The sequence below is a fragment of the Azospirillum sp. A26 genome (assembly GCF_042604635.1).
Classification (GTDB): Bacteria; Pseudomonadota; Alphaproteobacteria; order Azospirillales; family Azospirillaceae; genus Azospirillum; species Azospirillum palustre.
Map to the genome: position 1 here is coordinate 923,345 of NZ_CP170472.1, position 23,521 is coordinate 946,865.

The following is a 23,521-nucleotide window of genomic DNA, read 5'->3' on the forward strand; positions in this document are numbered from 1 at the left end:
CCCGCCAAGGTCCAGTGCGAGGCCATGTCCACACCTCTCCTGATAAGGATATGAAGGCGGCTTCCAGCGGACTTGCGCGGACGGCATGGCGGCTGCGCCCCGGCAATGGTTGGAATGGACAGGCACGGCAGGGCAATGTCCGTGTTGCGCCGCAACCAGCGGCGCCAAGGATCGAAGCAGGAGCCTGGCGCGTGCGCGACGAGATCGAGACCGGTGGCGAGGCCCCCTATCTGCAGGCCGGAACGCCCGCCTATCGTCGTGCCAGCCGCATCCTGTTCGTCGCCGGCTTCTCCACCTTCGCCACGCTCTACTGCGTTCAGCCGCTGCTGCCCGACTTCGTGCGGGAGTTCGGGGTGACGCCGGCGGAATCGAGCCTGTCGCTTTCCCTGACGACCGGCATCCTGGCTGTGGCGCTGCTGGTGGCCGGTGCCATTTCCGACGGCATCGGCCGCAAGCCGGTGATGGTCGCGGCCCTGCTCGGCGCCGGCATTCTCGGGATCGTCGGCGCGCTGATGCCGGGCTGGCATGGCTTCCTGGCGGTGCGGGCGCTGGAGGGGCTGGCGCTGAGCGGCCTGCCCGCGGTGGCGATGGCCTACGTCTCCGAAGAGGTCGATCCAAAATCGGCCGGGGTCGCCATGGGGCTTTATATCGGCGGCACGGCCATCGGCGGCATGTCCGGCCGGGTGCTGACCGCCGTCCTCACCGATCTCGGCAGCTGGCGGCTGGCGGTCGGGGTGGTCGGTGCGCTGGCGGTTGCAGCCGCCGTCACGGTCTGGTTCGCCCTGCCCCCGTCACGCCATTTCGTCCGTCGCGCCGCCGGGCTGCCGGCGCTGGTGCGGGCTTGGCGCGGACTGCTGACCGATCCGTCTCTGCTCGGGCTCTTCTCGCTCGGTTTCCTGCTGATGGGCGGCTTCGTAACCGTCTTCAATTATATCGGCTTCCGCCTGAGCGAGCCGCCCTTCGAACTGCGGCCGGCCATCGTCGGCGCGGTGTTTCTGGTCTACAGCTTCGGCGTCGTCAGTTCGCCGCTGTTCGGCGGCTGGTCGGGCCGTTTCGGCTCCAATCGCACGCTGGCCGCGGCGGTGACGCTGATGGTGGCCGGGCTGGCCCTGATGGAGATCGACAGCCTGTTCGCCATCGCTTCCGGCATCGCCCTGTTCACATTCGCCTTCTTCGGCGCCCATTCCATCGTGTCGGCCTGGATCGGCCGCCGCGCCGCGGTGGCGCGCGGCCAAGCCTCCTCCATCTATCTGTTCTGCTATTATCTGGGCTCGACGCTCGCCGGGACGCTCGGCGGGCTGTTCTGGCACGGCTATGGCTGGACCGGGGTGGCGGCCTTCGTCGGCCTTCTGCTGGCGGTCGCGGTGGGGGTGACGGTCGGCCTGCAACGCAGCCGCTGACGGTCGAGCTGCGGGTACGGCCGCCGATGCGCGGCGAACGGTCGCGGCTGCGATTCGGCTTATTGCGCTGCGCCGGTCGGCACTTCACGGTGTGCGTGTCCATTCGGCGGGAGTGCGCGCGGTGAGCGATCTAACCGTATATCTGGAGAGCGATGCCCGCCGGCCGGAACTCCGCACCTCCGATGCGGCCCTGATCGCGGCTCATCTCGCCCATGCCGGTATTCTCTACGAGCGCTGGAACGCCGATACGCCCCTCCCCGCCGATAGCGACGCAGACGCCGTGCTGCACGCCTATGCTGTCCCCATCGAGCGGCTGAAGCAGGCGCGCCGCTTCCTCACGGCGGATGTCGTCCGCGTCACCCCGCAGACGGACGGTATCGCCGCCCTGCGTGCCAAGTTCCTGGACGAACACACCCATGACGAGGACGAGGCGCGATTCTTCGTCGAGGGAGCCGGTGCCTTCTACATCCACCTGAAGGCCCGCGTCTTCCGCGTGGTGTGCGAGGCCGGCGACCTGCTGAGCATTCCCGCCGGCACGCCGCACTGGTTCGACATGGGGCCGAAGCCGCGCTTCACCACCATCCGTTTCTTCGGCCGCCCCGACGGTTGGGTGGCCACCCTGACCGGCGACGCCATCGCCGCGCGCTTCCCGCCCTTCGAGCCGGAAACTGCACAGGCGGCCTGAATCCGCCCCATTCCCGCCTCAAAAAATTCACTTGAATCACGGACGGAAAAGCGTAAATCAATCGGCACGACGCACCCGCACGTGCCTATGGCCCTCTGTGGTTATGCTACGACGTACCGCGTCCTTTTTGGCAGAACCGACCATTCCAGTGGGTCGGTCCCGAGAGGGAGGTCAGTATGTACGCTGCCCACGGTGGGGCTGTGAGACGGTAGCCCTTTAGCCGGTAAACGACGCGCTGTTGCCTGGAGCTTCACAGCCCGGGGCCGCTGCTCGCACCGGCTTTTTCCGTCTCCCCCCTTCCAAAATCCGATCAATCCCCGATTCCGCTGCGCCACCCGCGCCCAGTCCTGTGCTGGCCGGTTCGTGACGCGGCCGGGGATTGCCGTCTGCTCACCGGACCGGCCTGCGCGCCGCCGTCCGGGGATAGGAGTGCGCCATGGGTTTCCTGCGTTCCCGTTCCGCCGTCACCCCGCTGCGCCGCGTCGGCCTGAACGACAGCAGCGCCGTTTCCCTGTCCACCGGCCGCCGCTCTACCGTGGTGCAGGCCGTCGCGCTGCACCGCCCGGAAGAGCCGATGCACTGCATCCGTCCCGGCGTGCTGGCCGACACCGCCGACAGCTTCCTGAAGGCTTTCGCCGGGGCGACCGATGCGGTCGCCCGTGGCGGCGACGTGCTCTATGCCGTGAAGTGCAACCCCGAGCCGGCGGTGCTGCGCGCCCTGTGGGCCGGCGGCGTGCGCCATTTCGACGTTGCCTCCCCCGGTGAGATCCGCCTGATCCGTCAGATGTTCCCGGACGCCGTCCTGCATTACATGCACCCGGTCAAGGGCCGTCAGGCGATCCGCAACGCCTACCACCAGTATGGCGTCCGCGACTTCGTGCTCGACAGCCGGGAAGAGCTGGACAAGATCCTGGAGGAGACGGACGGCGCCGCCGACCTCGGCCTCGTCGTGCGGCTGTCGCTGCCGAAGGGCAACGCCGTCTACGACCTGTCCGGCAAGTTCGGCGCCGCCATCACCGATGCGGTGGATCTGCTGCGCGCCGCCCGTGCGGCGGCGGCGGCGAAGGTCGGGCTGTCCTTCCATGTCGGCTCGCAGATGCTGGATCCGTCAGCCTATGAGCGCGCCATCGCGCTGGCCGGCTATGTCATCGCCGAGAGCGGCGTCGACCTCGACGTTTTGGATGTCGGCGGCGGTTTCCCGGTGTCCTATCCGGGCGTCACCCCGCCGCCGCTCGGCGACTTCATGGCCGCCATCGCCCGCGGCGTTGCCGCCATCGACCTGCCGGCGCACTGCCGCCTGTGGTGCGAGCCCGGCCGCGCGCTGGTCGCCCCCGGCGTCTCGCTGGTCGTTCAGGTGGTGAAGCGGCGCGGCGACGAGCTGTTCATCAATGACGGCGTCTATGGCGCGCTGTCGGACGCCGGCGTTCCCGGTTTCCGCTTTCCGGCGCGCCTGATCCGCCCGTTCGAGGCGATGACCGATGCCGGGGATGAGGCCTTCAGCTTCTACGGCCCGACCTGCGACAGCGCCGACAAGATGGCCGGCCCGTTCCACCTGCCGGCCGACGTGAAGGCCGGAGACTGGATCGAGCTGGGCCAGCTCGGCGCCTATGGCTCCTGCCTGCGCACGGCCTTCAACGGCTTCGACCAGGCGCGCGTCGTCGAGGTGTCGGACGCCCCCCTGCTCGCCACTCCCGGTTATGAGCTTCGCTCCTGCGCTGCCTGAAGGCGAAGCCGGTTTCTGTGGATAAAGCGTAAAGACATCCGTAACATTCAGTTGCCCGGCGCGTCCCGTTTCCGCTTCTCCGAAGTGGGCGGGAGCGCCGGCTTATGTCGTCGGCCTAAACTACCTCGGGGAGACAAAAAATCATGGCCCTGGACACGAAGCTCTGCACGTTCACAGGCCGCATGGTCATCGTTGGATTCGGTTCGATTGGCCAGGGTGTCTTGCCGCTGCTTCTCCGTCACATCGACGGACTTACGGCCGACCGAATCACCATCGTCACCGCCGAGGAGCGCGGGCGCGAGGAAGCGGAGCTTTACGGCGTCGCCTTCCACAACAACCCGCTCGACAACGACAATTTCTTCCAGGTTCTGAAGCCGCTGATCGACAAGGGCGATTTCCTGGTCAATCTGTCGGTCGACGTCTCGTCGCTTGCGTTGATCGAGTTCTGCCAGCGGGTCGGCGCCTTCTACACCGACACCTGCACCGAACCGTGGGCGGGCGGCTACACCGATTCCAGCCTGTCGCCGTCGCTGCGCTCCAACTATGCGCTGCGCGAATCGGCGCTGGCGCTGCGCAGCCGTTACGAAGGCGGCCCGACCGCGTTGATCACCCATGGGGCGAATCCGGGTCTGGTGTCGCATTTCGTCAAGCAGGCACTGCTGAACATCGCCGCCGACACCGGCGTGGAAACCGATGTCCCGACCGACCGCGACGGCTGGGGCCGGCTGGCGCAGAGGCTTGGCATCAAGACCATCCATGTGGCCGAGCGCGACACCCAGGTGTCGAACCAGCCCAAGCGGATCGGCGAGTTCGTCAACACCTGGTCGATCGACGGCTTCGTCAGCGAAGGCTGCCAGCCGGCCGAGCTGGGCTGGGGCACGCACGAGAAGGACTTGCCGCCCGACGGTCGCCGGCACGAATTCGGCTGCGACGCCGCCATCTACCTGATGCGCCCCGGCGCGGCGACGCGCGTGCGCACCTGGACCCCGCTGGAGGGGCCGTTCCACGGCTTCCTCATCACCCACAGCGAGGCGATCTCGATCTCCGACTATTTCACGGTGCGCGACGGCGACCGCGTCGTCTACCGGCCGACCTGCCACTATGCCTATCACCCCTGCGACGACGGGGTGATGTCGCTGCACGAACTGGCCGGCAAGAATTACAACATGCAGGCCGAGCAGCGGCTGATGATGCATGAGATCACCGGCGGCATGGACGAGCTGGGCGTCCTGCTGATGGGCCATCCCAAGGGCGCCTACTGGTTCGGCTCGCGGCTGGACATCGACACGGCGCGCTCGCTGGCGCCCTACAACAACGCCACCTCGATGCAGGTGACCTCCACCGTTCTCGGCGGCATCGTCTGGACGCTGGAGAACCCGAATCGGGGGTTGGTGGAACCGGACGAGGTCGACTTCCGCCGGGTGCTGGACATCGCCACCCCCTATCTCGGCGAGGTTGTCGGCGCCTATGGCGACTGGACTCCGCTGCAGGACCGCAATGTCCTGTTCCCGGAAGACATCGACGAGGACGATCCCTGGCAGTTCAAGAACTTCCGGGTGAATTGAGAGACGTTGGATGAAGCACCGCAGCCCCCGGAGCCGGTTCCGGCACGGCGGCTGCGGCAGCGCTGCCACAGGGGGGACGGCGACACGGTGACATTGCCCGCGGAAGGGTCTTGAAACCGTTGACTTGGGCTTTCGCTTCCCCCAATCGTTCCGACATGCCCAAGCACGTCTCCCGGCGCGCCCGCGCCAAAGCTCCGACCGTCACCAACCCCATCCTGCGCTCCGGCATCGTCGGGCTGATGGTGGCGTGTGGGGTCGCCGCCCTGGATCTGGCCCTTCCGGATGCGGCCAACGCCCAGACGCCGGCCAAGCAGGCGCTGACGCCAAAGCCGACTCCCAAGCCGGCCGACGGACCGCTTCCGGGCAGCAAGCCCGCCGCTCCGGCCGCCCAGGCCGGCGCGAGCGGCACCGAATCGAAACAGGACCCCGTCCTGCTGACGGCCGATCAGGTCACCTTCGACGAGGTGAACAGCATTGTCACCGCCAGTGGCAATGTCGAGCTGGCCCAGGGCAAGCGCAGCGTCCACGCCGACAAGATCACCTACAACCAGAAGACCAAGGTCGTCACCGCCACCGGCAAGATCCGGCTGGTGGAGCCGTCGGGCGACATCGTCTTCGCCGATTACGCCGAGCTGACCGACGATCTGAAGGACGTGTTCATCGAGAACATCCGCGTCCTGATGACCGACAACGGCCGTATGGCCGGCAACGAGGGTGAGCGGCGCGAGGGCCGTCTGACGCGCGTCAACCGCGGCGTCTACAGCCCTTGCGACCTGTGCAAGGAAGACCCGACCCGTCCGCCGCTGTGGCAGATCCGCGCCGTGCGCATCGTGCACGACAACGAGGAGCACGAGGTCCGCTATCGCGACGCGACGATGGAGATCTTCGGCATCCCGGTCGCCTACACGCCCTATCTGTCGCACCCCGATCCGTCGGTGGACCGCAAGAGCGGGTTCCTGACGCCGTCCTTCGGCAACAGCTCCAATCTCGGCGCGATCCTCAAGACCCATTATTACTGGGACATCGCGCCGGACCAGGACGCCACCTTCGACCTGCATTACTACTCGCAGCAGGGGCCCCTGCTCGGCGGTCAGTACCGCAAGCGGTTCGAGAGCGGCCGGCTGGAATTGGAAGGTGCCATCACCCGCGGCGACGTTGCCAACACCACCATCGTGCCGAAGGAAACGCGCACCCGCGGCTATGTCGCGGCGCGCGGTCTGTTCGACATCGACGAGACGTGGCGCGCCGGCTTCGACATCAAGCGGGCCAGCGACCCGACCTTCCTGCGGCGCTATTACGATTTCCGCGAGGATTACCTGACCAGCAAGGCCTTCGTCGAAGGCTTCCACGGCCGGAACTATGCGGCAATCACCGGCTACAGCTTCCAGGACATGCGGTACGGCAACCCGATTCCGGAACCCGTCACCCTGCCCTATGCGCAGTACAACGCGCTGGGTGAGCCAGGCAGCCTGCTGGGGGGCCGCTGGTCGTTCGATACGAGCCTGCTGGCGGTGTCGCGCTTCCGGAACGCCGGCCCCGACACCCAGCGCGTCACGGTCCAGCCGGGGTGGGAGCGCAACATCGTCTCCAACGCCGGTTTCGTGACGACCCTGTCGGGCAGCGTGCTGGTCGCCGGCTACAAGGCGCAGCAATTCAACTACAACGACCCGACGGTCCGCGGCGACGACACCATCAGCCGTTTCCGCTTCTTCCCGCAGGGGCAGGCCACCGTCCGCTATCCCTTCGTCCGCTATGGCGAAAGCTCGTCCCAGCTGATTGAGCCCATCGGCCAACTGACCTTCGCGCCGAAGCTGCCGAACGGCCGCCTCTTCCCGAACGAGGACAGCCTGGACGTCGAGTTCGACGATGTGAACCTATTGCAGCCCAACCGTTTCACCGGCATCGACCGGCTGGACGACGGCATGCGCTTCACCTACGGCTTGCGTGGAGCGATCTACGGCAACACCCAGGGGTCGGCCAGCCTGTTCCTGGGCCAGAGCATTCGCCTGAGCGACAGCAGCGCCGGTTTCTCCGGCGATTCGGGCCTGGAGGAGCGGGTTTCCGATTATGTCGGCCGCCTGGATCTGCAGCCCGCCGACTGGCTGGACGTCAATTACGGCTTCCGCGTCGATCACGAGACCTTCCGTCCGCGCCGCCACTCGTTGAACGCCTCAGCCGGCGTGCCGCTGCTGCGTGTGTCGACCTCCTACACCTATGTCGACCAGACGACCTCCCGCACCGCGGTCACCCGCAACCGGGTGGAGCAGGCGAACTTCGGCGTTTCCTCGCAGTTCACCGATCGCTGGAACATCGGCATCGCCCATACCCAGGCGATGGAACCGCAGCCGGGTCCGCGCTCCAGCCTCGCCGTGCTGACCTATGGCGACGAATGCCTTCTGTTCCAGACCATCGCCCGGCGCGACTACACGATCAGCACCACCGGCGAGAAGGATGGCAACACCATCTTCTTCCGTCTGGTCTTCAAGAATGTCGGCGAGTTCAAGAGCCCGGGCATCAATGCCGGCTTCCTGGGTGGCGGGTCGGCCAACCAGTAATCGCCTTTCCTCGGGTAAAGACGGCACAAACCAACGGCCAGGGGGTTGCATCCCCTGGCCGTTGCCATTAGCCATAAAGGTCCGACGAGACAGCCCGCCACGACCGAGATCATGACCCTGGGACGTTACGACTACGAAAGACGGTACCGCAAACGCATGCGGGCCGGCGTGATCAAGTTCATGCTGCTGGCGGCACTCGTGCTGGGGGTCGGGCTTTTCTCCTACCAGATGGGAATCGAGCAGCTGAAGGGCCGCGACGTGACCCTGCGCGAGGAGATCGCCACGCTGTCGCGGCAGAAGGCGGAGCTGGAGCTGCTGGCCAGCCAGATGCAGCACGCCGCCCGCACCGCCGAGGCGCGCGCTGCCGAACTGGAAGGCCGCCTTCAGCGCGAGGTGCCGACCGGCGATCTCGCCAAGCTGAGCCAGCTGGTTGGGGAGCGGCTGAAAAGCGGGCTGGACGCCAACCGCCTCGCCTTTGTCATCTCGCAGGCCCAGGTTCCGCGCAACTGCCAGCCGACCGACACTAAGCGCTTCACGCTGAGCACCCCGCTGCTGAAGGGCGGCGCGCGCGGCGTCACCTTCGGCAACGGAACCGTCACGGTCACCGGCGAGGGGCAATCGGCACACAACCCGCAAGGCAACGCCGAAAGCTGGTTCGATCCGGGCCAGCCGGTGACGATCCGCATCAACGGCATGGGCGGCAAGGGCACCACGGTCAGCGGCGTTCTGCCTCTGCACCAGTCGCTGGTGGTCGACAACAGCGAATACCGCTTCACCATCGCCGCGGCCCAGCGCTCCTTCGTCGAGGTGACCGCCGACCGCTGCGCCTATCCCTGAGGCGGAACGGCGAATCCACGCGGCGGCTCCCCGGCCGCGTGGATGTCCCACATGGTCGTGAACGCCGATTCGATGGAACGGGCGAACCGGTCGGTGTCGAACAGCGGAGCGGTGGCGCAGGCCCGCTCCAGCCGCAGCTTCAGAGCGGCCAGCTCGGCAGGCTGTTCCGCCAGCCGCTGCGCCGTCGCCTCATAGGCATCCCAGTCCGCCACCGCCAGTTCGGGCAAACCGACCGCGCGCAGCAGGCTGGCGGCGACCCGCCCGGCAAAGGACCGGCCGGGAACCGTCAGCACCGGCAGCCCGGCCCACAACGCGTCGCTCGCCGTGGTATGGGCGCCGACCGGGGCTGAATCGAGGAACAGGTCGGCCAGCCGGTGGCGCGCCAGATGCGCCGGTCCCGGAAGGCGCGGAGCGAAGATCAGGCGTTCCGGCGCGACACCGCGCTCCGCAGCCGCAACCCGCAGGTTGGCGGCGACCTCGGCCGGCCCGTCCAGCAGCCACAGGACCGATCCCGGCACGCGTTGCAGAATCCGGCACCAGCGACCGAACAGGTCCGGTCCGATCTTGTAGGGCGCGTTGAAGGCGCAGAAGACGAAGCCGTCGGCCGGCAGCCCGCAGTCGGCGCGGCCCGGTGTCGGCCCAATGGGGCGTTGCCTGTCGTTCGGCTGGTAGCTGTCGGGCAGATGGACGATGCGCTCGCAGTAGAAACGCTGGTGATCGGCAGGCGCCACCACCGCGTCGGCGATGACGTAGTCGATTGCCGTGCTGCCCAGCGTGCCCGGATAGCCGAGCCACTGCGCCTGAACCGGCGCCGGCCGGTATGCGGCGATGCCCGGGCGGGCGTTCTGGGTGTGGCCTTTCAGATCGACCAGGATGTCGACGCCTGCCTCATGGATCAGCCGGGCTGCGGCCTCGTCGGTCAGGGCCGACAGGTCGAGAAGCCGGTCGAACCCGGCGACCAGCCGCTTGCGCAACGGCCCGCCATCGTCGGGGCCGTAGGAGCAGCCGATGATCTCGAAGCGGTCGCGGTCGTGCCGTTCGATCAGCTCGGCGATCAGCACCGCGGTGGCATGCTCATGGAAATCGGCGGAGAGATAACCGATCCGCAGCTTGGCGCCGCGGTCGGTGCGCTTCGGAAAGCCGGGCCGGATGCCCCGCGTCTTCCAGCCGGAATAGCGCTCGGCGCAGGCGCGCTCCAGCGCCGGCCCCGCTCCCTCCCCCAGGAAGATCCAGGGGTGAGCCTGCTGCGTCCGCCCTTCCCGCACTAGATCCACCAGCCGGGCGGACAAGGCTGCCAGCCCAGCCCAGCGGCAGAGATGGCGACGCTGCTGTACCAGCTGCGCCAGAACGCCACCGGCATCGGGGAGGCCGATGCGCAGCGCGCGGTCGAAACCGACGATGCTTGCAGCTGCATCCGCCGCCGGGCCGCCGCGCTGGCCGCGTTCCTTCAACGCAAGGGCGAGGTTGGCCTGTCCTTCCGCCAGATCCGGCCGCAGGCACAGGCTGACGCGAAAGCCCGCGGCAGCTCGGTCCAGGTCGCCGCGGTCGCGGTGCAGGGCGGCCAGGGCCAGCCGGGCCGGCACCAGCGCGTGGTCAAGCTCCAACGCCCGGCGCAGGGCTGCCCCTGCCTCGTCCAGCCGGCCAAGCTCGCGCAGCAGGACACCCTGGTTGCAGGGCGCCGGCGCGAAGTCGGGCATCAGCCGGGCGGCTTCGCCATAGGCCGCGGCGGCCTCCGCCAGACGGCCGAGCGCCTGCAGGGTCACACCCCAATTGTAATGATTGCCGCCGAAATCGGGCAGCCAATCCAGCGCCTTGCGGTGATGCGCCTCCGCCTCCGCAAGGCGGCCCTGACGCCGCAACGCCTCGCCGAGGTTGGAGCGGGCGACCGCCTCCTCCGGCGTGCCGGCCTGCCCCAGCGTGTCGAGTGCGGCGAACAGGGCCGACAGCAACGCCGCGTCGCCCGCCTTGGCGGCAAGGCGGCGGCGCAGGTCGGCGATGGCGCCCTTGCCGCCCCCCTTTCCGAGTTCTTTAAGGATCGGCGGCGACGAGGTCACTTGCGCTGCCACTCGCCCGCGGCGGTCATCACGAACTGTCCGGCCGGGGTGCGCTCGATCAACTGCTGGCCGGCAACCGCCTGGACCTTGTCCAGCGCCGTGCCGTTGCCCTTGGCGATCTCCTGATAGCGGGCCAGGCGCTGGGCGTTCACCTGCTGCGCCAGTGCCTGGGCGGAGGCGGGCGCGCCCGGAACCACGCCGACCATCCCGTCCGGGCGCTCGCCCAGCTGACCGGCGGCCTTGGCGGCGGCCAGCGCATCCTGGGCCAGCGCCAGCTGCGGCATCGCGACCGCCAGCAGTCCGGCAGCCAGGGTGGACAGGGCGAGCCGGTTGAAGTGCCGGCGACTGATGGGGCTTCTCGTCATCACTTCTTCCCCTTCGTCGAAGAAGGCGCGGTGTCGGTGGGAAGACCGAACAGGGCGGGGTCGTTGCGGATCGCGTCGTCGACGTCGCGCTCCAGCTTGACCCTCACCTCCTGCTCGATCCGGACATTCAGGTTGATCTCGATGGGCTTGTCGGGCGCCTCGATCTTCACCGTCGGGGCGCAGGCGGCAACGGCGGCGGAGATCAGCAGGGCAGCCGTCAGGCCTGTGTGGGAAAGTCTGGTAACCATGTGGCGATCAGTGGTCCTTCTGGTCGGAGCCGGTCATCCGCTCCCGCAACGTGTCGGGAATCCGGTAGACGTCGAGGTTCTGGCGCAGAATCCGGTCGAGCGCGCCGGACAGCTTAAGGTTAAGCGCAACTGGATAGCCATCGTAGAATGACGGGTTGGCCCCGCGCAGGGAGAAGCCGGCGCTGAGTTCGCCGCCGGCCTGTCCGTCGATGGTGATCCTCAGGCTTTCGTAATGGAAGTCGGTCAATGCCCCCATCAGCATGGCGGTCGGGCTGCCCTCCTCCCCCTTCAGGCCAGATGGCGGCTGGGCGGGGTCGTAACGCAGCGTGCCGGGGCCCGCCGATTCGAGGACACCGCCGTTCAACGTGACCGTATCGCCGGCGAGGACCACGGGAAGGGTGCCGGCCAGCTTGCCGCTTGCCTCCAGCCCATCCACGGCAATCAATTCCAGCAGCTTTGCGGCATCGATGCCGTCGGCGTGCAGGGTGACCGTCCCCTTCGGCTTGTCGGGTGACAGTTCGAACGGGTCGGCATGCAGCGTGCCGCCGGCCCAGCGCCACTCCGCCTGGTCGACATCGAGACGCCCGTCGCGGCCGTAACCGAACAGCAGCGTCCCGTCGGTCAGCGGAATGCCGACATCCAGCAGGCCGATGGACAGCTTCTGCCCGACCGGGATCACCGGCGGCGACAGGCTGGACAGGGCGACCGTACCGCTGACGCCGGCAACCGTCACCGGACCCGCGGCGCCGGCCAAGCCCTTGACCACCGCCTGACCGGTCGTGGACAGGCCCTTGGGGGTCAGGGAAAGCGTCGCCTTGCCCGATAGCGTGCCGGACGCTTTTTCCAGGAAGGTGGCTCCCAACGGCGAGATGGCAGCGAGACCGGGGCCGTTCTCGGCGAGGCGGATCGGCTTCGCCACCGCCTCCAGCCGCCCGGTGCCGGCGGTCTGGTCATAGGTTCCGTTCATACTGACCGTGAGAAGACCGTTTGCGCCCTTGGCGGTGCCGTCGATGGTCCACGGACCCTCCCCCGCCTGAACCGCCTGCATGGTGACGGCCAGCGGCACGACGGGTGCCGGCTTGGCTGTGTTGGTCAACCGCGCGACGGTGGCGTCCGACCGCCGTCCGGTGCCCTCCTGCCCCAGCCGCAGTACGACCTGTTCGGCCCGCAGACCGCTCGTCGGCATGTCGAGCCGCGGCGCTTGCAGTTCTGCCGTGACGGTCATGGAGCCGGACGCCCAGCGCAGAAGCTCACCCTTCTGCACGGCGCACAGCGTCGCCCCCTGCGGCAGGTCGAGACGCTGGCCGGAAACCGTCAGCCCTTCCGCCTTGGCCGGCAGGCAGCTGTCGGGGGTGACGGTCACGGCGCCGCCATCCATCCCGACCACCAGCGCACCGGACAGGATCAGCCGGCCCGACATCGGCAAATCCAGCGCCTTGGCCGCAGCCTCGAGCGGGCCGCTGTCGCCGGTGATCTCCAGCCGCAGCCCCTGCCACCCGTCGGCGATGCGCAGTCCGGTGACGGTTACCGTGGCACCGGTGAAGCCGGTCCCGCGCAGCATTTCGGTCGCAGTGGCGCCGATCAGCGCCGGTCCGGCCAGGATCACCCCGCCCAGCCCGACGACGCCAAGCGTCACCGCCACTGCCGCCGTCCCCGCTATCGCCCGACCCAGCCTCAATGCCCCCGCCCCTTCCCGTCCGATCGTCAGGACCGGCATGCCACGTCCACGCCCGGATGAACACCCGGACGAGCGGCCGTCATCCGTGACCTTTGGCGGATCTTTCGGGTGGCAGACCGGCCGGCCAGCCGACCGATTGGCCGACCGGTTCAACTCTCCGCCAGCGCGGCTTTGCATTCCGCCGCTTTTCCCCTATGGTCCGGGGCGCGGATTTCGGCTCATCGGAGTGTTTCGCATGAAGCGGTGGACCCGCGCATTGCTGGCGGCACTGTTCGCCACAATCTTCACTGTCTCGTTCTTTACAGTTTCTCAAGGGGAGGCGAAGGCCTTGGATCCGGAAAACACCATTTACCTCGACCTCAAGGACGGTCGCGTGGTGATCGAACTGCGGCCCGACCTGGCGCCGAACCACGTCGCCCGCATCAAGGAACTGACCCGCCAGGGCTTCTACAACGGCGTCGTCTTCCACCGCGTCATCGACGGCTTCATGGCCCAGACCGGCGACCCGACCGGCACCGGCATGGGCGGCTCCGGCCAGAAGCTGAAGGCGGAGTTCTCCAGCACCCCGCACATCCGCGGCACCCTGTCGATGGCCCGTGCGCAGGATCCGAACAGCGCCGACAGCCAGTTCTTCATCTGCTTCGCCCCGTCCCAGTTCCTGGACCGCCAGTACACCGTCTGGGGCCGCGTGGTCGAAGGCATGGAGTTCGTTGACATGATCAAGAAGGGCGATCAGGCCCGCAACGGTCAGGTCTCGAACCCGGACAAGATCATCAAGATGCAGGTCGCTGCCGACGCGAAGTAACGTCGCCGCATCAGCCGACCGAAAAAAAGGGACCGGTTCGCCGGTCCCTTTTTTCTTGCCCGCCGATTCCGAACGCAGATTCCGGCGTCAGCCGCCGGACAGCGCGCTGGTCATGGCCCGCAGCAGATCCTTCATCGATTGCGGCCGGTCCTGCCAGCGCATGGACAGCCCCGACAGAAGCACCTTCTCGAATCCGGGTGCCAGCGCCACCCCCAGTTCCGACGGCCTCGGCACCTTGTCGTTCATGAAGCGGGCGGTGGCGTCTGGCGGCGTACGGCCGGTCAGCGCCAGATAGATGGTGGCGCAGAGCGCATAGACGTCGGACCAGGGGCCTTGCCGCCCCTCATTGGAATATTGCTCCGGCGGGGCATAGCCCGGCTTGAGGATCACGGTCATGCCGGCCCCCGGACGGGCGGTCTGCCGCGCAGCACCGAAGTCCAGCAGCTTGCGGTCGCCGCCATTGGTCAGGAAGATGTTGTCTGGGCTGATGTCGCGATGGATCAGCCCCTGGTCGTGGATGGCCTGCAAGGCCTTGGCGATCGGCATCACCACGGCCAGGGTCCGCTTCACGTCGATGCGTCCGCCGCTGTCGACCAGATACTTCTTCATGGTGCGGCCCTCCAGCAGCTCCATGACCAGATAGGCGGTGCCGTTCTCCTCGAAGAAATCCTGGACACCGACGATCTCGCGCACGTCGCGCAGCCGGGCGAGCGTCCGCGCCTCCTCCAGGAATTTCTCCAGACCGGCGGCGAAGGTCTCCGCATGTTCGTCCGAGAAAGGGGAAACGGCGGCGGCGTTGGGGATCCGGGCGATCAGGGTGGCCGGGTAATATTCCTTGATCGCCACCTTCACCTGCAATCGGTCGTCCCAGCCCAGATATGTTGCGCCGAATCCGCCCTGCCCCAGCACCCTCCCGGCCCTGTAGCGGCCATGCAGCAGCGTGCCGGGCACGAGATGCACGCCCGGCCGGTTGTCGGACTTTTCCGGGAAACCGCAGGCGACACAGGTGCCGGCGCTCCCTTGGATCGCGTAGCAACTTGGACAAAGGCCGGGTCTCACCCCGGAAGCCGGCTTCGACGATGCCGTTCCTGCCGGCTGGCGGCTGACCGGGTGAAGGATGGTTTCGGCACCGCGCATGCCTTTCGGCGGAGGTCCCTGGGGCGAAAGCTGCGCCACATCCACGGTGGGCTGCACGGCTACCGGAAAAGCAGGCGGCAGGACGGGTGGAGGGGCTGGTGCCGTCGCCAACTGGCGCAGCCGGTCCAGCAGTTCCAACAGACGCCGGACCTCGGCCTGGGCGACCTCGCTCTCCGGCTGGGCAAGCTCGGCCTGGAACTGCGGTTGGCGGACGATCTCAAGGATGTGCTGGCGGATCAGCGGCAGTGCCCCATCCTCGCGGATCAGGCCCGAGCAGGCGACCTCCGCCAGCCGGACTGTGCGGCGGCGCAGGACCGGTTCCACCTGCCGCAGGCGGACGGCAAGCTGGCCGGTCTTCACATAATCGTCCACCGACCGTTCGGCTTTTGCGGCGATCCGCTCACAAGTGTCGGCCGGCAGCGGAGCGGAGCGGATCGCTGCCAGCGCGCGGACGAAATCCCGCTCCAGCAGAGCCGTGTCGGGCGTCTGCACCAGCATGTTCTCGATCAGCAGCTCGTTGCAGACGGCCGCCTCCAGCGAGGCGACGATCTCGTCGGTATGCCGTTCGGCGGCGGGAGCCGCGGCGACGCGGGTCAGGTAATGGATGCGGCAGATCAGGTCCGACTGCCCCTCGCCAAGCCCGACGATCGACCGGCGATAGGCGCTGGCCCCACCCTGCTCCAACCGGCGCGAGTAGCGTACGGTCAATGCATCGGCCATCGCGGCACCGCCGATCAGCCCGTCGCGGGTCAGCAGATGGCCGACCAGCGTCTTCAGCATCTCCGCCTCCTGATCGAAGGCGCCACGGCCCAGCGGCTGGGGCGCCTTCAACTGGCGGCGGATGCGGTCGAGCACCGCGGCCTTCGCCTGGGGAAGCTTGTTCTGGCGGAACAGGGCGTTCAGCACGCCGACGCGGTTCGGCCCGATGGCCTCCATGCCGATCCGGCCGAACAACAGGTCGCACAGGGTTCCCAGCAGCGTGCCGGGCAGCAAATTGGCGCCGAACAGCTCCGCAGCTGCCGCGGAAGAGGCCAGGATATCGCCGATCACCCCATCGACGGCCGCGGCCAGCCGTTCATCCCGATCCCACTGGTGCAGTTCCAGCAGCCGATCCAGCTTGCCGTTCCAGGTCTTGAGGTCGACAAGCTCCAGGCCGATGGCGACGCGCAGGTCGTAATCCGCATCGCCGGTCGGTGTCTTGCTCCCCTGGGACAGCAGCCAGTCGACGGAGGTGCGGCCGCGTGGCATGGCGGCGAAGGCAAGCTGGGCGACCCTGGCCTTCGCCCAGCTCTCGTCCACCGCTGCGCGGATGGCGCGGCGGCGAAGCTGAAGATCCTGCCCCGGCGCGCGTGCCTGGATCGTCGCGATCCTGGTGATGGCCGCCTCGACCAGGGAGCCTTGCTCCAGACAGGATTTCAGCGGTTTGGCGAGATGGATCAACTCCGTCGGCGTCAGAAGCAGCGGGTCCAGGTACGACCGCAGCGCCACCCCGATCACCAGACGTGCCGGCAGCGCCTGGTAATCCGCCAGCGCGCCGCACAGCTCCGCCTCATCGAGCATAGCCATGGCCGGATGGGGTGTCGGTGTTGCACGGCTGAACTGGGGACTGGACACTCCGAGCCTTTCCATCAGATGGCGGACGGGACAGCCGGGGCGCAACAATGGCGCCGCGCCTGCGTTGTCGATCGAGCCGGCGTGCCGCCGGACCATACCGCCGGAGAAGCATGGTTGCGCAGCGAGGGTAAATGACGGGTGTACGATACCCGCATTTTTCATCAAAAACACAAGAGTTGTGTCAGCATTGCGCCATGCGGCCTGTTGACTGCGGGGCCCGTTCCCTTCGCTCTTCGCATGTGCGATAAAAAATCGGAACGCTGACGATGGGAGAAACGCATGATCCGGAACGGCACCATCATCGCGTTGCGACACGGGCCGATGACCCTCACAGCGGCCCCCCACTGCGGTGGCTCGCTGGCGAGTTGGAGCCTGTCCACCCCCGATGGTCCGGTGGAGCTGTTCCGGCGGGCGTCCGACCGGGCGCTGGCCGGCGATTTCGCCCCCGACATGGCCTGTTTTCCCCTGGTCCCCTTTTCCAACCGCATCGGCGGCGGCCGGTTCGTCTTCCAGGGGCGCGAGGTGAGACTGGCGACCGATCCCGGATCGCCGCACCGCATCCACGGCCATGGCTGGTCCACCCCATGGAACGTCGAGGCTGTGACCGACGATGCCTTGCGGATGGGCTTCACCCACCGGGGGGACGATTGGCCCTGGAGCTATCGCGCGGCGCAGACCGTGGCGCTGGACGGCGAGGGGCTGACCGTCACCCTGGACCTCATCAACGAGGCCGACAGCGACATGCCGGCCGGGTTGGGCCTGCACCCCTATTTCGTCAAGACGCCGGGCAGCCGGGTGACCGCCGATGTCGGCAGCATGTGGGAGAATGACGAGACCATCCTGCCCTGCCGCAAGCGCCCGCTGCCCCCGGCCTGGGATTTCCGCCACGGTGTGACGATGGACCGTGTGGCGCTGGACAACGGCTTCACCGGTTGGAACGGTTCGGCGACGCTCGACCGCCCGCAGGAGCGGCTGCGCCTGACCATGCTCGCCGACGGGCCGGCCGCTCACCTGATCGTCTATGCGCCGGCGGAAGAGCCCTACCTGTGCCTGGAGCCGGTCACCCACATGACCGACGCGCTGAACCGCCCGCAGGAGCCCGACGCCGGCGTGATCGCCCTGCCGCCGGGAGAACGGCTGTCCTTGACCGTCCGTTTCCTGTTGTCGCGGCTTTAGCGGCAGCGCACGAATTCAGCGGCGAAGGTCGCCGGCGGCTGCATGCGCAGGATCAGCCGGTCGAGGCGCGGCGAATCGGCCGGCAACAGCCGCAGGGTCGCCAGGGGAGCCGGTGTGCCTTCCGCCGGACCGGCGGGGAGGAGCGCTACCCCCCGGAGCGGATCGCCGTCGGCCGCCAGCGTGCCGTTCAGCGGAAACTGCGGCAGCCGCGCATCCACCGCGTGCAGGCCGCGGTCTGCCCCGATCTCCAGATAGGAGCTGCGGCAATCGTCGATGGCGGCGCGGTCGGTCGGATTGGCCTTGGCCCAGCGGCCGGTAAGGGTCGAAAGCGCCACCTTGCGGCTGAACGCTGGGATGTGCGGCTCGGGTGCGTCGAACCGGCGGGCGGCGGCACCGGTGACGGACAGCGGCAGGTCGCCGACCGGATGCGAGCGCGCCTGACGCTCCGTTTCCAGCGCGGCCGTGCGCTGGCGAAGAACGCGCAACAGGCAATCGCTGCGGGTCTTGCTGGCCTTCGAGTCGGCAAGATCGGCCGCGGTCACCTGACAGGCCTCGTCCCGGCGTGCCCGCCAGACGGTCTGGGCATCCGCAATCGCCGCGCGCCCGGTGTCGTCGGTGGTGGTCCCCAGCGCCGCCAGCGCGGCGTCCATCGCCGCACTGGCTTCCGCAAGCTTCGGATCGCGGCACATCAGCTGCGCCACCGGCGTCTCCGCCGCGTCGCAGGCGGGCGCAGCCGGAGCCGCCGCTTCGGGCGACGGGGTGTCCGCCGAAGCCGAAAGGGCGGGGACCGCGGTCATGACCGAGAGCAAGGAGCCGGCAGCCAGAAAACCGCCAACCAGGGACAGGGCGCGCATCGCAGGAAACCTTGGATGGGGAAACGGGACGTCACGAAGCGGGGAAAGCCTCCAGCACGGCCTTGACCTGACGCTGGAAATCCTGGTCGGTGCGATAGCGCGTCACGACCGACTTGTCACGCTCCACGAAAAACAGCATGTCGTCGCGGCTGGGCAGCATGCGCGGGTTGGGCTTGTCCAGCAGCTCGCCATTCCAGTCGACACGAGCCATGAAATAGACGGCTCGGGCGAACAGCATGAACAGCTTGTTGTCGGGCGCCAGCTTTTCCCGCCGCAGCAGAGCGAAATAGTAATAATTGCGGCCGTGGAAATAGCTGGTATGGATGGCTTGCAACGCGGCGAAGCGCTCGTCGGGACTGTTGACCTTCTTGATCTGCTTTTCCAGCCGAAAACCGGCGAAAAAATACTCCCGTGCCTCATGCTCGAAGGAGAAGGGGCTGCCTTTGATCAGCGCCATCTGCTCGCCGTAGCGCTTCAGCGCACGGGTCATCAGCAGCTCAAGAAAACGCCGTTCCGCCGCGTGGGTGTCGGGGATGTTCGGCAGCATCTCGAACACGTGGCGCAGGTGATAGGGATGGCGCACGACGACAATGGGAACCGACAGCTTCCTGCTCTTTGCCGGCGCCCGCTTCTCCGCAACCAGCGTGACCGCGGGCGACAGCGACGCCATCGTCGCCTGGATGGTGTCATACAGCTTCCAGCGCAGGCGGGTCTCCGCCGACTGGCTTCCCAGATTCATCCGGGCTAGAAACCGCTTCACCCGGCTGCCGAAGGTCTCTTTCGGCAGCTTGTGCGTCGGCAGGTTGGGAACGACCAGCGGGTTGCCGAGGATGTCGGCCGGAGGCGGCAGCGGCTTGAAATTGAAATATTTGCCGGTGATGACTCCCCGCCCGGCGCCGCCCGGACCCGCGTCGCCCACACCGCCGGAACCCCGGTTGCCGCCCGTTGATGAAAAAGCCGCCACCGACACCATCCAGACGCGAATCCCCGTCGCAACGCCAGCCCGTTCGCTTAGGATATAAAGGGTAACGCGAACGGAAGAAAGCCGCAGCGCGCGTCACAGGCAACTTCGTGACTTTTTCGCAACTGCGGTAGGATCGGCACCGTGGCACCCTGTCGGGGCGGATTTATCGGTGTTACCGTTGCGGTGGCGACCCTGGACCAAACCATGGCGCGAACATCATCGAACAGGCATGAGGCGGGGTTTTCAATGGCGATCCACGTCGCGCTGAACCACAAGACGATCTATCGCTACGACCGGCCGGTCTCCCTCGGCCCCCAGATCATCCGGCTGCGCCCGGCGCCCCATTGCCGGACACCGATCCTCAGCTATTCCCTGAAGGTCACGCCCAAGCAGCATTTCCTGAACTGGCAGCAGGATCCGCAATCGAATTTCCAGGCGCGCTTCGTTTTCCCGGAAAAGACCCGCGAGTTCGTCGTCGAGGTCGATCTGGTCGCCGAGATCGCCGCGATCAACCCGTTCGACTTCTTCCTGGAGGAGAAGGCGAGCCACATCCCCTTCGCCTACGAGGACTGGCTGCAACGCGAGTTGCGCCCCTATCTGGAGACGGAGGAGCCGGGTCCGGAACTGACCGCCTACCTGACGGACATTCCGCGGGACAAGACGCCGACCATCGACTTCCTGGTGGCGGTGAACCAACGGCTTCAGCAGGACATCGGCTACGTCATCCGGCTGGAACCCGGCATCCAGAGCTGTGCGGAGACGCTGAGCAAGCGCACCGGGTCCTGCCGCGATTCGGCCTGGCTGCTGGTGCAGATCCTGCGTCACCTCGGGCTCGCCACCCGCTTCGTCTCCGGCTACCTGATCCAGCTGACCGCCGACCAGAAGGCGCTGGACGGCCCGTCCGGTCCGGAAAGCGACTTCACCGACCTGCATGCCTGGGTGGAGGTGTTCCTCCCCGGTGCCGGCTGGGTCGGGCTGGATCCGACCTCCGGCCTGCTGGCGGGTGAAGGGCACATCCCACTGGCCTGTACCCCCGATGCCTCTTCCGCCGCTCCCATCTCCGGCCTCGTCGATGAGGCGGAGGTCGAGTTCGGCCATGAGATGTCGGTCACCCGCATCTACGAGGCGCCGCGCGTCACCAAGCCCTACAGCCCGCAGCAATGGGCGGCCATCGAGGCGCTGGGCCACCGCGTCGACGAGGATCTGAAGGCCGAGGATGTCCGCCTGACCATGGGTGGCGAGCCGACCTTCGTGTCCATCGACGACATGGACGGCGCGGAATGGAACACGACGGCGCTCGGTCCGCAAAAGCGCAGGATGGCCGCCGACCTGATCCATCGGATGATGGCGCGCTTCGCCCCCGGGGGGCTGCTGCATTTCGGCCAGGGCAAATGGTATCCTGGCGAATCGCTGCCGCGTTGGGCGATGACCGTCTATTGGCGCCGCGATGGTGAGGCGCTGTGGGCGAACAGCGACCTTCTGGCGCGCGAGGACACCGATTACGGCCACACGGCCCAGGATGCCGGCGTCTTCCTGATGGCGCTGGCGAAGCGGTTGGGCCTCGACCCGAATCTGGTGCTCGGCGCCTATGAGGATCCGTGGCACTACCTGCGCAAGGAATCGCAGCTTCCCATCAATGTCGATCCGCTGAACAGCAAGCTGGAGGACAAGGAGGAGCGGGAACGGCTGACCCGCATCTTCACCCGCGGCCTGGCGGAGCCGGTGGGCTTCGTCATGCCGATCAACCGCCGCATGACCCAGCAGGGCCCGGTCTGGCTCTCCAGCACATGGCCGCTGCGCCAGGAAAAGCTGCTGCTGATCCCCGGCGACAGCCCGGTCGGCTACCGCCTGCCGCTGGGGTCCCTGCCCTGGGTGTCGAAATCCGACTATCCCTATGCCTGGGAAACCGACCCGTTCGAGGATCGCGGCCCCTTGCCGCCGCATCCGGTGCAGCGCCGGCAGGAGATCCGCGGCGCCGTTCAGGAATCCGACCGCGGCGTCCACACCGACAAGCGGATCGCCCAACGCCAGCGCATCATGGCGGAAATCCGCGACGAGCTGCCGGAGGACGGCAAGTCGGCCTGGTGGGTGGTGCGCACCGCCCTGAGCTGCGAGGCGCGCAACGGCCGCCTGCACCTGTTCATGCCGCCGATGAGCACGCTGGAGGACTATCTGGCGATGCTGGCGGAGATCGAGGCGACGGCGGTCGAGCTGGATATGCCGGTGGTCATCGAGGGCTACCAGCCGCCGAAGGACCCGCGGCTGAACTCGCTGGCCGTGACACCGGACCCCGGCGTGATCGAGGTGAACATCCACCCGGCCCACAGCTGGGACGATCTGGTGCGCAACACCATCACCCTGTACGAGGATGCGCGCCAGTCCCGCCTGGGGGCGGAGAAGTTCATGATCGACGGGCGCCATTGCGGCACCGGCGGCGGCAACCATGTGGTGATGGGCGGCGCCACCGCGGCCGACAGCCCCTTCCTGCGCCGCCCCGACCTGCTGCGCAGCCTGATCACCTACTGGCAGAACCACCCTGCCCTGTCCTACGTCTTCTCCGGCCTGTTCATCGGCCCGACCAGCCAGGCGCCGCGGGTGGACGAGGCGCGCGACGACCAGCTCTATGAGCTGGAGATCGCCTTCAACCAGATCGATCAGGCGGCGGCGAGCGGCAACTGCCCGCCCTGGCTGGTCGACCGGGTGCTGCGCAACCTGCTGGTCGACGTGCAGGGCAACACCCACCGGGCGGAGTTCTGCATCGACAAGCTCTATTCGCCGGACAGCTCCACCGGCCGCCTCGGCCTTGTCGAGTTCCGCGCCTTCGAGATGCCGCCGCATGCGGAGATGAGCCTGACCCAGCAGCTTCTGATGCGGGCGCTGGTCGCGCGCTTCTGGAAGCATCCCTACAAGGGCCGTCTGGTGCGCTGGGGCACCGACCTGCACGACCGCTTCATGCTGCCGCACTTCCTCCAGCAGGACATGGCTGACGTACTGCTGGATCTGCGCGACCATGGCTATCCGCTGGAGGACAGCTGGTTCGCGCCGCACTTCAACTTCCGCTTCCCGGTCTATGGCCATGTCAACCAGCGCGGCATCACCATGGAACTGCGCATGGCGCTGGAGCCCTGGCACGTCCTGGGCGAGGAACCGGGCGGCGGCGGCACGGTGCGCTATGTCGACAGCTCGGTGGAGCGGGTGCAGGTCCGCGTCAGCGGCCTGATCGACGCCCGCCATGTCATCACCTGCAACGGCCGGCGCGTGCCGCTGATCCCGACCGGGGTGGAGGGCGAGTTCGTCGGCGGTGTGCGCTACCGCGCTTGGCAGCCGCCCTCCTGCCTGCATCCGACGATTCCGGTCCACACCCCGCTGATTTTCGACATCCTGGACAGCTGGGCCGGCCGGTCCATCGGCGGCTGCACCTATCACGTCATGCATCCGGGCGGACGCAACTACGAGACTTTCCCGGTCAATGCCAACGAGGCGGAAGGGCGCCGTCTGGCCCGCTTCTTCCCCTTCGGCCACACCCCCGGCCCGATGGACAGCCCGGCGGAGGAACGCAACCCGCAATTCCCGATGACGCTGGATCTGCGGCGGGGCTGAGTCCCGGCGACCCGACGAGGTCGGATCGGTCCGCAATTTCCGGCAAGCCGGAGCGTCGCCTTGCGCGGCGCTCCGGTTTTTTCGTTTCAGGACATCGGCCTGCGATCATCCATCAATGACGGGATCGCCACGGAATCTTTCCTCTTTCGGATGGATCCCAAGCCCACCAGCCTTGCATCGACGGGCGGGGACGTTCAGACTGTTGCTTCCTTCATAGGCAATACGCATCAGTCAGACCTTGTCCCAGCCCGATCAGCCATT

General features: G+C 67.6%; 16 protein-coding genes. 9 read left to right on the plus strand and 7 right to left on the minus strand.

Annotation, left to right across the window (positions count from 1 at the left end; all coding sequences use genetic code 11):
* Positions 1-191 precede the first annotated feature (191 nt).
* From ABNQ39_RS04905 to ABNQ39_RS04930, 6 genes are all read left to right on the plus strand, one after another.
* Positions 192-1,400: an MFS transporter gene (locus ABNQ39_RS04905; RefSeq protein WP_376959300.1), complete on the plus strand. Its 1,209-nt coding sequence runs from the start codon at positions 192-194 to the stop codon at positions 1,398-1,400.
* A gap of 121 nt (positions 1,401-1,521) precedes the next feature.
* A complete protein-coding gene (locus ABNQ39_RS04910; protein ID WP_376959302.1) occupies positions 1,522-2,085 on the plus strand; it encodes a 1,2-dihydroxy-3-keto-5-methylthiopentene dioxygenase in 564 nt (187 codons plus the stop codon).
* 436 nt (positions 2,086-2,521) lie between these two features.
* Complete coding sequence (locus tag ABNQ39_RS04915) at positions 2,522-3,808, plus strand: type III PLP-dependent enzyme (protein WP_376959304.1); 1,287 nt, start codon at positions 2,522-2,524, stop codon at positions 3,806-3,808.
* A gap of 143 nt (positions 3,809-3,951) precedes the next feature.
* Positions 3,952-5,373: a homospermidine synthase gene (locus tag ABNQ39_RS04920; RefSeq protein ID WP_376959306.1), complete on the plus strand. Its 1,422-nt coding sequence runs from the start codon at positions 3,952-3,954 to the stop codon at positions 5,371-5,373.
* Between the two features lie 155 nt (positions 5,374-5,528).
* On the plus strand, positions 5,529-7,928 hold the full coding sequence (locus tag ABNQ39_RS04925; RefSeq protein WP_376959307.1) for an LPS-assembly protein LptD: 2,400 nt from the start codon (positions 5,529-5,531) through the stop codon (positions 7,926-7,928).
* Positions 7,929-8,039: 111 nt separating this feature from the next.
* Positions 8,040-8,765: a hypothetical protein gene (locus ABNQ39_RS04930; protein ID WP_376959308.1), complete on the plus strand. Its 726-nt coding sequence runs from the start codon at positions 8,040-8,042 to the stop codon at positions 8,763-8,765.
* On the opposite strand, the gene ABNQ39_RS04935 is transcribed toward ABNQ39_RS04930, so the two are convergent.
* The 4 genes from ABNQ39_RS04935 to ABNQ39_RS04950 are packed head-to-tail and all read right to left on the minus strand — an operon-like array spanning position 8,756 to position 13,149.
* The gene (locus ABNQ39_RS04935) at positions 8,756-10,819 is read right to left on the minus strand and encodes an O-linked N-acetylglucosamine transferase family protein (protein ID WP_376959309.1); all 2,064 of its coding nucleotides are present in this window, start codon (positions 10,817-10,819) and stop codon (positions 8,756-8,758) included. The two genes, ABNQ39_RS04930 and ABNQ39_RS04935, sit on opposite strands and share 10 nt — an antisense overlap.
* Positions 10,816-11,184: a YdbL family protein gene (locus ABNQ39_RS04940; RefSeq protein ID WP_376959310.1), complete on the minus strand. Its 369-nt coding sequence runs from the start codon at positions 11,182-11,184 to the stop codon at positions 10,816-10,818. Before ABNQ39_RS04940 ends, ABNQ39_RS04935 begins: the two co-directional genes overlap by 4 nt.
* On the minus strand, positions 11,184-11,432 hold the full coding sequence (locus tag ABNQ39_RS04945; RefSeq protein WP_376959311.1) for a YnbE family lipoprotein: 249 nt from the start codon (positions 11,430-11,432) through the stop codon (positions 11,184-11,186). The genes ABNQ39_RS04940 and ABNQ39_RS04945 overlap by 1 nt, the downstream gene beginning before the upstream one ends.
* A gap of 7 nt (positions 11,433-11,439) precedes the next feature.
* Complete coding sequence (locus ABNQ39_RS04950) at positions 11,440-13,149, minus strand: intermembrane phospholipid transport protein YdbH family protein (protein WP_376959312.1); 1,710 nt, start codon at positions 13,147-13,149, stop codon at positions 11,440-11,442.
* Between the two features lie 196 nt (positions 13,150-13,345).
* Between ABNQ39_RS04950 and ABNQ39_RS04955 the strand changes: the two genes are divergently transcribed.
* Positions 13,346-13,915, plus strand: coding sequence for a peptidylprolyl isomerase (locus ABNQ39_RS04955; protein WP_109446258.1), 570 nt, complete (start codon positions 13,346-13,348; stop codon positions 13,913-13,915).
* A gap of 87 nt (positions 13,916-14,002) precedes the next feature.
* Here the strand turns inward: ABNQ39_RS04955 and ABNQ39_RS04960 are convergent, their stop codons facing one another.
* Positions 14,003-16,618, minus strand: a complete 2,616-nt coding sequence (locus ABNQ39_RS04960) for a serine/threonine-protein kinase (protein WP_376959313.1) — start codon at positions 16,616-16,618, stop codon at positions 14,003-14,005.
* 327 nt (positions 16,619-16,945) lie between these two features.
* Between ABNQ39_RS04960 and ABNQ39_RS04965 the strand changes: the two genes are divergently transcribed.
* Entirely contained in the window at positions 16,946-17,842 is an 897-nt protein-coding gene (locus tag ABNQ39_RS04965; RefSeq protein ID WP_376959314.1) for an aldose 1-epimerase, read from the plus strand.
* Here ABNQ39_RS04965 and ABNQ39_RS04970 read toward each other — a convergent pair.
* Together ABNQ39_RS04970 and ABNQ39_RS04975 are read right to left on the minus strand one after the other, a co-directional pair.
* Positions 17,839-18,696: a lysozyme inhibitor LprI family protein gene (locus tag ABNQ39_RS04970; protein ID WP_376959315.1), complete on the minus strand. Its 858-nt coding sequence runs from the start codon at positions 18,694-18,696 to the stop codon at positions 17,839-17,841. The genes ABNQ39_RS04965 and ABNQ39_RS04970 overlap by 4 nt on opposite strands.
* A 31-nt stretch (positions 18,697-18,727) precedes the next feature.
* The gene (locus tag ABNQ39_RS04975) at positions 18,728-19,615 is read right to left on the minus strand and encodes a hypothetical protein (RefSeq protein WP_376959316.1); all 888 of its coding nucleotides are present in this window, start codon (positions 19,613-19,615) and stop codon (positions 18,728-18,730) included.
* A 291-nt stretch (positions 19,616-19,906) separates the two neighbouring features.
* On the opposite strand from ABNQ39_RS04975, the gene ABNQ39_RS04980 reads away from it, so the two are divergent.
* Positions 19,907-23,260 carry a DUF2126 domain-containing protein gene (locus ABNQ39_RS04980; protein WP_376959317.1) on the plus strand — a complete coding sequence of 1,118 codons (3,354 nt, stop codon included), beginning with the start codon at positions 19,907-19,909 and terminating at the stop codon, positions 23,258-23,260.
* The last annotated feature ends 261 nt before the right edge of the window (positions 23,261-23,521 follow it).